Annotated in this window: 7 protein-coding genes; 6 read left to right on the forward strand and 1 reads right to left on the reverse strand. The window is 70.7% G+C overall.

The window, feature by feature from the left end; genetic code table 11:
* Positions 1-31 precede the first annotated feature (31 nt).
* From OG594_RS46310 to OG594_RS46335, 6 genes are all read left to right on the forward strand, one after another.
* Positions 32-244, forward strand: coding sequence for a hypothetical protein (locus OG594_RS46310; RefSeq protein WP_266602473.1), 213 nt, complete (start codon positions 32-34; stop codon positions 242-244).
* Positions 245-602: 358 nt separating this feature from the next.
* Entirely contained in the window at positions 603-743 is a 141-nt protein-coding gene (locus tag OG594_RS46315; protein ID WP_266602475.1) for a hypothetical protein, read from the forward strand.
* 148 nt (positions 744-891) lie between these two features.
* Positions 892-1,152, forward strand: coding sequence for a hypothetical protein (locus OG594_RS46320; protein ID WP_266602477.1), 261 nt, complete (start codon positions 892-894; stop codon positions 1,150-1,152).
* The gene (locus OG594_RS46325) at positions 1,152-2,807 is read left to right on the forward strand and encodes a hypothetical protein (protein WP_266602479.1); all 1,656 of its coding nucleotides are present in this window, start codon (positions 1,152-1,154) and stop codon (positions 2,805-2,807) included. The genes OG594_RS46320 and OG594_RS46325 overlap by 1 nt, the downstream gene beginning before the upstream one ends.
* A 591-nt stretch (positions 2,808-3,398) precedes the next feature.
* Positions 3,399-3,815, forward strand: coding sequence for an SRPBCC domain-containing protein (locus OG594_RS46330; protein ID WP_266602481.1), 417 nt, complete (start codon positions 3,399-3,401; stop codon positions 3,813-3,815).
* An 80-nt stretch (positions 3,816-3,895) separates the two neighbouring features.
* Positions 3,896-4,723 (forward strand): IS5 family transposase, encoded by an 828-nt coding sequence (locus OG594_RS46335; RefSeq protein WP_266603160.1) that lies wholly within the window; start codon positions 3,896-3,898, stop codon positions 4,721-4,723.
* 138 nt (positions 4,724-4,861) lie between these two features.
* Here the strand turns inward: OG594_RS46335 and OG594_RS46340 are convergent, their stop codons facing one another.
* Complete coding sequence (locus tag OG594_RS46340) at positions 4,862-5,998, reverse strand: IS701 family transposase (RefSeq protein WP_266608745.1); 1,137 nt, start codon at positions 5,996-5,998, stop codon at positions 4,862-4,864.
* Positions 5,999-6,000: the final 2 nt, after the last annotated feature.

The raw sequence follows: 6,000 nt of genomic DNA on the forward strand, positions 1-6,000 counted from the left end.
CAACCGAGGCAATCTGTGAAAGGCGAACCAAATGCGCATTCGACGAATCCTCGCCGCGGTCTTCGCCACGGCAGCCCTCGCCGGACTCGGCCTCACAGGCGCCGCCACCGCCGCCACCGCCACCGCCATCGCCGGGAGCGTCACCCCGGGTGAGTGCACGGACAACGGCGGAACGATCGACCGGTCGACGCCCGTGCTCCCGACCTGCAGGGGCGGTATGTACGACGGGCAGACGGTCGACTAAACCCCACTAGGGCCCGTTGCGAAAGTGGATCGGCGCCCCGCAGCCACGCGTTGCGGGGCGCCTCCCTCGCGAGCGTTCTCCCTCGGCTGACGGCTCAACGTACCTGGGAGGCGTGACGATCGCACACGGGCCCGATGAGGTCGGCGGGAGCGGCTTTGGGCTGGAGCTGCCATGGGGCGAGAGATAGGGGCCCGTACGCTGGTCGCGAATCGGGCAGTCTCTAGGGCAGCACCCTGTCCGGCCACACCCGGGACCACCTCGACGCAGTCGCTGCCGAACTCAACAGCCGCCCACGCAAGACGCTCGGCTGGGAAACCCCAGCCGAGCACCTGTCTAAACTGCTCGCCACCACACATCGGTGATCACTGCACTGTTGCAACGACCTCTGGAATTCGCCCATTCGCCGGGCCCTGAGGACGGCTTTTCCGGGAGCGATTTCCGGTGGGTGTCGCAGAACCTGGTGGCGCTGGTGGCGGGGTGCGGCGCCGTGAGCGGCTGACGTCCGAACCCCGCGGACGGCGGGTGAATCTGTCGTTCAACGAGACGGAGCTGGAGGTCGTGCGGCTGGCAGCCGGCCGGGAGGGGATGTCGCCCGCGTCGTGGGCGGGACGGCAGGTGATGGCAGTCGCACAAGACAAGAGGTCCTGGTGCCGGTGTCCCAGGACGCGGGGGACGTCCTGCGCGAGCTGGTCGCGGCCCGGGTGCACCTGCACGAGACCGTCACCGCGCTGCGCGCCCTGACCACGGCGGCCCCGCCCGGTGCCGGGGTTCCGGATCCGGCCGTGGGCATACCGGGTGCTGGTCTCCCTGACGCGGCTGTGCGGGTGTTGGAGGAGGCGCTGGGGGCGGTGGCCCGGGTGAATGCGGCCACGGCCCAGGTGATGCGGGAGAGGCGCCCCCGCTCGTGATGCCGAAGAAAGCTGCGGGCGGGTCGACGACCGCCGAGCTCCTGGACTACCTCTTCGGCCCCGGGCAGCGCGACGAACACACCGACCTGCACCTCGTCGCCGGCTGGGATCCGGACCTGCCGTGCCCGGCCCGCCACCCGGAACGCATCACGCGCGCGGACCTGGCACTGCTCCTGGACGCCCCCGTCGAAGCGCTGCGCGGCGTACGGCCGGCGGAACACGTGTGGCATGTCTCGGTCCGCAACCACCCCGACGACCCCATCCTGTTCGACGACCAGTGGGCACAGGTCGCCGCCGCCATGGTGCACGCCGCCGGGGCCGCCGAACACGGCGACGAACACGCCTGCCGGTGGATCGCCGTACGCCACGCCACCGACCACATCCACATCCTCGCCACCCTCGCTCGACAGGACGGCCGCCACCCCCGGCTGCGCGGCGACATCCTCGCCATGCACACCGCCGCCCGCGTCTTCGAAGCCCGCTGGGGCCTGACCCCGATGTCACCCCTGGACCGCACCGCGCGCCGCAGCCCGGTCACCGGGGAGACGGCGAAGGCGGCCCGCCGCGGCCTCGCCGAGACCGCCCGGGAGTCCCCGCAGCGCACCGTCCGCAGCGCGGCCGCGCTCGCGCAGGGCGACACCGATTTCCTCGACCGGCTCCGCGACGCGGGCCTGCCCGTACGCGAGCGCCACGGCGACGACGGCACCCTCGTCGGGTACTCGGTGGCCCTGCCCGGCGACCGCGCGGACCGAGGGTCCCGTCCGGTGTGGTTCGCCGACTCGACCCTCGCCTACGACCTGTCCCTGCCCCGGGTCCGCGAGCGCTTCACCCCGCACGTCACCCCCGCGGACTGGGCGCTGGCCGAGCACCGGATCCGGGAGGCCTCCGCACTCCTGGGCCGCGCCGGACAAGCCTCCAGCGCGGGTGATGTCGCCGCCCTCGGCGACCTCCTAGCCGTCGCCGCCGCACACTCCCCGGCGCTCGTCCGCGACCGCGTCCGGGCGGCCGCCGATGCTTTCGAGCAAGCCGCCCGCGCCCCCGGAGCCCGCTCCCTGGAAGGCCGCGCCCGCGCCGGATGGCGGGCCTCCACCCGCGCGTTGGAGCACGCACCGAGCGGCGCTCGCTCAATCCCTCGCCCCCCTCCTCGATCATCAAGCCAGGGGAACGAAGCAGCGTGCGTGGTCTGTCGGTGGATTGGACGGCGGGTGTGTACTGGAGGTCTGCCGCGTCGAGGGGGAAGCGTGCCGAGTACGCCGAATCCTGGTGCACCCGAGCCGGAGCGCCAGGATCAGGAGTGGCTGAGTAGCAGGAAGGTCGCGAAGCTGTGGCCGGTGCGTGAAGTGTGGCTGCCGGACGCTGCTCGTCGGGCGGATGTCCGCGTCCGCACGTCGAGCGGGCAGAGCCTGGGCACGTGGGGGTCAGGCCCGACCTCCTACTACTTTCATGCCGGGGACGTGGGCAGGGCCACACTGGAGTTCGCCGAAGGACGCATCGACATCCCGTCAGGCTGGCGCACCGACACGGCCATCGGCCGACTGCGGGAGTTTTGGTTCAAGGCGCTGGTCTATGGTGCCGCCACGGTCGCTGTTGGTGCCGTCGTGGCCGCGGTCCTGGGATTCCTGGCCTTCGTCGTATTCGCCCTGGCAGTCGAGTAACTGTCGGAAACCCCACCGCCCGACAGTCCCGCCTCCAGGCAGGCAGGACGGCGTCCGCGGCCTGGTGCGGGTAGCAGCCCTGTCCCGGCGGGTCGGCCTGTCCGGGAGGCCGGCCGGCCCGGCGCGCGGTTCCGGAGGCGGGCGCCGGGGACTTCCCCCGCCAGGGCGAGGGCAGCGGCGGGATCGTGCCGGCCCGCCACTGCCCTGAGCATGCTGCAGCCGGGGCCGGTGAGGGGGGTGGATACAGGTGTTGCGTCCGGGGCCGCCGTCGAGGTGTTGCCGTCGTCGCCGAACTGGGTGTCTTTGCCCTTCTTTCAGGCGGCTGCCGGCCTGCCGGATCCGGCTGTGAGCGCCCCCGACGCCGGTATGCCGGATGCGGTCGTGCCGGTGGTGGAGGAGGCGTTGGGGCGGCACCGCACCGTCCAGGTCTTGACCGACTGAACTGGCCCACCTGTGAACCCAGGGTCAGCTACGAGCAGTGCTGCGCGTACCTGCGACAGGGTGGGTCCGGGCTTCTACCATGGAGGGGTCCGCTGTTGCTGCCGCATGTCAGGGGGCGTGATGACTCAGGATGGTGCGCTCAGGCTCCGTATGGTGCGGACGTTCCCGGCAGCGCCCGGGGTGGTGTTCCAGGCCCTGACCGATCCCGTGGAGCTGGCGAAATGGTGGGGGCCGGACGGGTTCGGCATTCCCCGGGTGGAAAGCGATCTGCGGCCCGGTGGGGTCTATCGGATCGAGATGCAGCCGCCCGAAGGGGATTCCTTCTTCCTCACCGGCGAATTCCTGGAAGTGGAGCCGCCCGCCCTGCTGTCGTACACCTTCTGCTGGGAAGACCCTGACCCCGATGACCGGGAGACGATCGTGATCCTGGAGCTGCACGACGACGGCACGGGCTCGACCCGGCTCGTCTTCGTGCAGGGCGGCTTCGCCACCGCGGGGCGGCTCGCCCTGCACGACGAGGGCTGGTCCCAGGGCTTCGACAAGCTTGAGGGGCTGTTGAGGGCCTGAGGGGCTGGGGCGGGCTGAGCAGCCTGAGGGGCTAGGGTCTGTCGTCAAAGTGATCTTGCATTGTGGATCATGGTTGGGTGATACGTCGCCATGAACTGTCGGACGCCGAGTGGGAACTGGTGCAGCCGTTGCTGCCTCGGCCTGTGCTGGGGCGGCCGCGGCTGGACGACCGGACGATCCTGAACGGGATCGTGTGGAAGTTCCGGACCGGGGTCGCCTGGCGGGACGTGCCTGACCGGTACGGGTCGTGGGCCAGCCTCCACACCCGTTTCCGCAGGTGGGCAGCTGACGGAACCTTCGATCGGATGCTCCAGGCCGCGCAGGCGCAAGCAGACGCGGCAGGCGACATCGAGTGGCTGGTCTCGGTGGACTCCACCGTTGTCCGTGCCCACCAGCACGCGGCCGGGGCCCGAAAGGGGCTCCGCAGCCCGGCCCTCGGCCGGTCCCGCGGCGGACTGACCAGCAAGATCCACCTGGCCTGCGACGGCACGGGCAGACCCCTCGCGTTCGTCCTGACCGGTGGGAACACGAACGACTGCACCCAGTTCACCGCCGTGATGGACGCGATACGAGTGCCCCGGACCGGACCGGGCCGACCGCGCATCCGGCCCGACCACGTCATCGGCGACAAGGGCTACAGCTCGAAGGCCATCCGTACTTGGCTGCGGCGCCGCGGCATCACGCACACGATCCCGGAACGGTCCGATCAGGTCCGCAACCGTGCGCGGCGCGGCAGCCGGGGCGGCCGGCCGCCGGCCTTCGACAAGCAGGTCTACAAGCACCGCAACGTGGTGGAACGGTGCTTCAACCGACTCAAGCAATGGCGCGGCATCGCGACCAGATACGACAAGACCGCCCAGGCCTACCAAGCAGCCGTCACCCTCGCCTCGCTCCTGATGTGGGCGTGACACTTTGACGACAACTCCTAGTAGTGCTTTGTTAGCTGGTGTCGTAGGGCTGTCGGGGGACGGTTTGTTGGCAGGTGGGGCAGGTGCCGGTCCAGGTGGCGATGAGGTGTTGGAGGAGGTCCAGGGCCTGGTAGAGGGTCAGGCCCTGGCAGGGGCTTTTGGGGTCCTCCGCTGTTCGGTCAGGAACAGATGGGCTGCGGTCACGAGGGTGACGTGCCGGTGCCAACCGACGAAGGATCGGCCCTCGAAGTGGTCCAGGCCCAGGCAGGTTTTCAGCTCGCGGTAGTCGTGCTCGATCCGCCAGCGGGACTTCGCCAGGCGGACCAGGTCCTTGGCGGGAATGTCGTCGGGCAGGTTCGAGACCCAGTACCTCACCGGCTCGGCCTCGTCCTCGGGCCACTGGGCGATCAGCCAGCTGAGCGGGATCGTGCCGTCGGCGGCGGGTTTGGGCCGTCGGCCGGCGAGGCGGACCCGCAGGAGCACGAAGTGCGAGCTCATCGCCGCCTTGGAGCCCTTGCGCCAGGTCAGGGTCCCTCCCCGGTCTCGGCCCGCGGCCATCACGTGTTCGCGTAAGGAGACCGGGCGGGTGCGGTAGCGCGGCAGCGGGCGCGGCCCGAGCCCGCTATAGGCGGGCTGGTGCGGTTCGGCGTCCTTGCCGTGGGCGGTCATCTCGCTCTTGACCTGCAGCACGTAGGCCAGACCCCGGTCCTCCAGGCCGTGGCGGAAATCGGCGTTCGCGCCGTAACCGGTGTCCGCGACCAGCGCGGCGGGCCGCAGACCAGCGCCGGCCAGTTCGTCAAGCATCTCCAGCGCGAGCTCCCACTTCGGGCGGTGGTGCTCGGTATCGGGGATCCGGCAGGCCTTGCGCCGCCCGGCCGCCTCGGCCCTGTCCCAGCTCTCGGGCAGGAACAGCCGCCAGGACAGTGGGCACGAGGCTATGTCGGAAGCGGCGTGGACACTGACACCGATCTGGCAGTTGCCGACCTTGCCCAACGTGCCCGAGTACTGTCGCGCCACCCCGGGTGATGCGGTGCCGTCCTTGGGGAAACCGGTGTCGTCCACCACCCACACCTCGGGCCGCACCGCCCGTACCGCCCGCCATGCCAGCCGAGCCCGCACGTCCTCGACCGGCCAGGTCGAGGACGTCATGAACTGCTGCAACCGCTGATGGTCCACCCCGAGACGCTCGGCCATCGGCTGCATCGACTTGCGTCGGCCGTCCAACAGCAGGCCCCGCAGATACAACTGGCCCTTCTCCAGCCAGTCCCGCCGCACCA

It is taken from the genome of Streptomyces sp. NBC_01214 (assembly GCF_026340975.1).
GTDB lineage: Bacteria > Actinomycetota > Actinomycetes > Streptomycetales > Streptomycetaceae > Streptomyces.

Coding starts and splice junctions, on each gene's coding strand:
- OG594_RS46310 (WP_266602473.1), top strand. CDS start 32: ATGCGCATTCGACGAATCCTCGCCGCGGTCTTCGCCACGGCAGCCCTC.
- OG594_RS46325 (WP_266602479.1), top strand. CDS start 1,152: ATGCCGAAGAAAGCTGCGGGCGGGTCGACGACCGCCGAGCTCCTGGAC.
- OG594_RS46330 (WP_266602481.1), top strand. CDS start 3,399: ATGGTGCGGACGTTCCCGGCAGCGCCCGGGGTGGTGTTCCAGGCCCTG.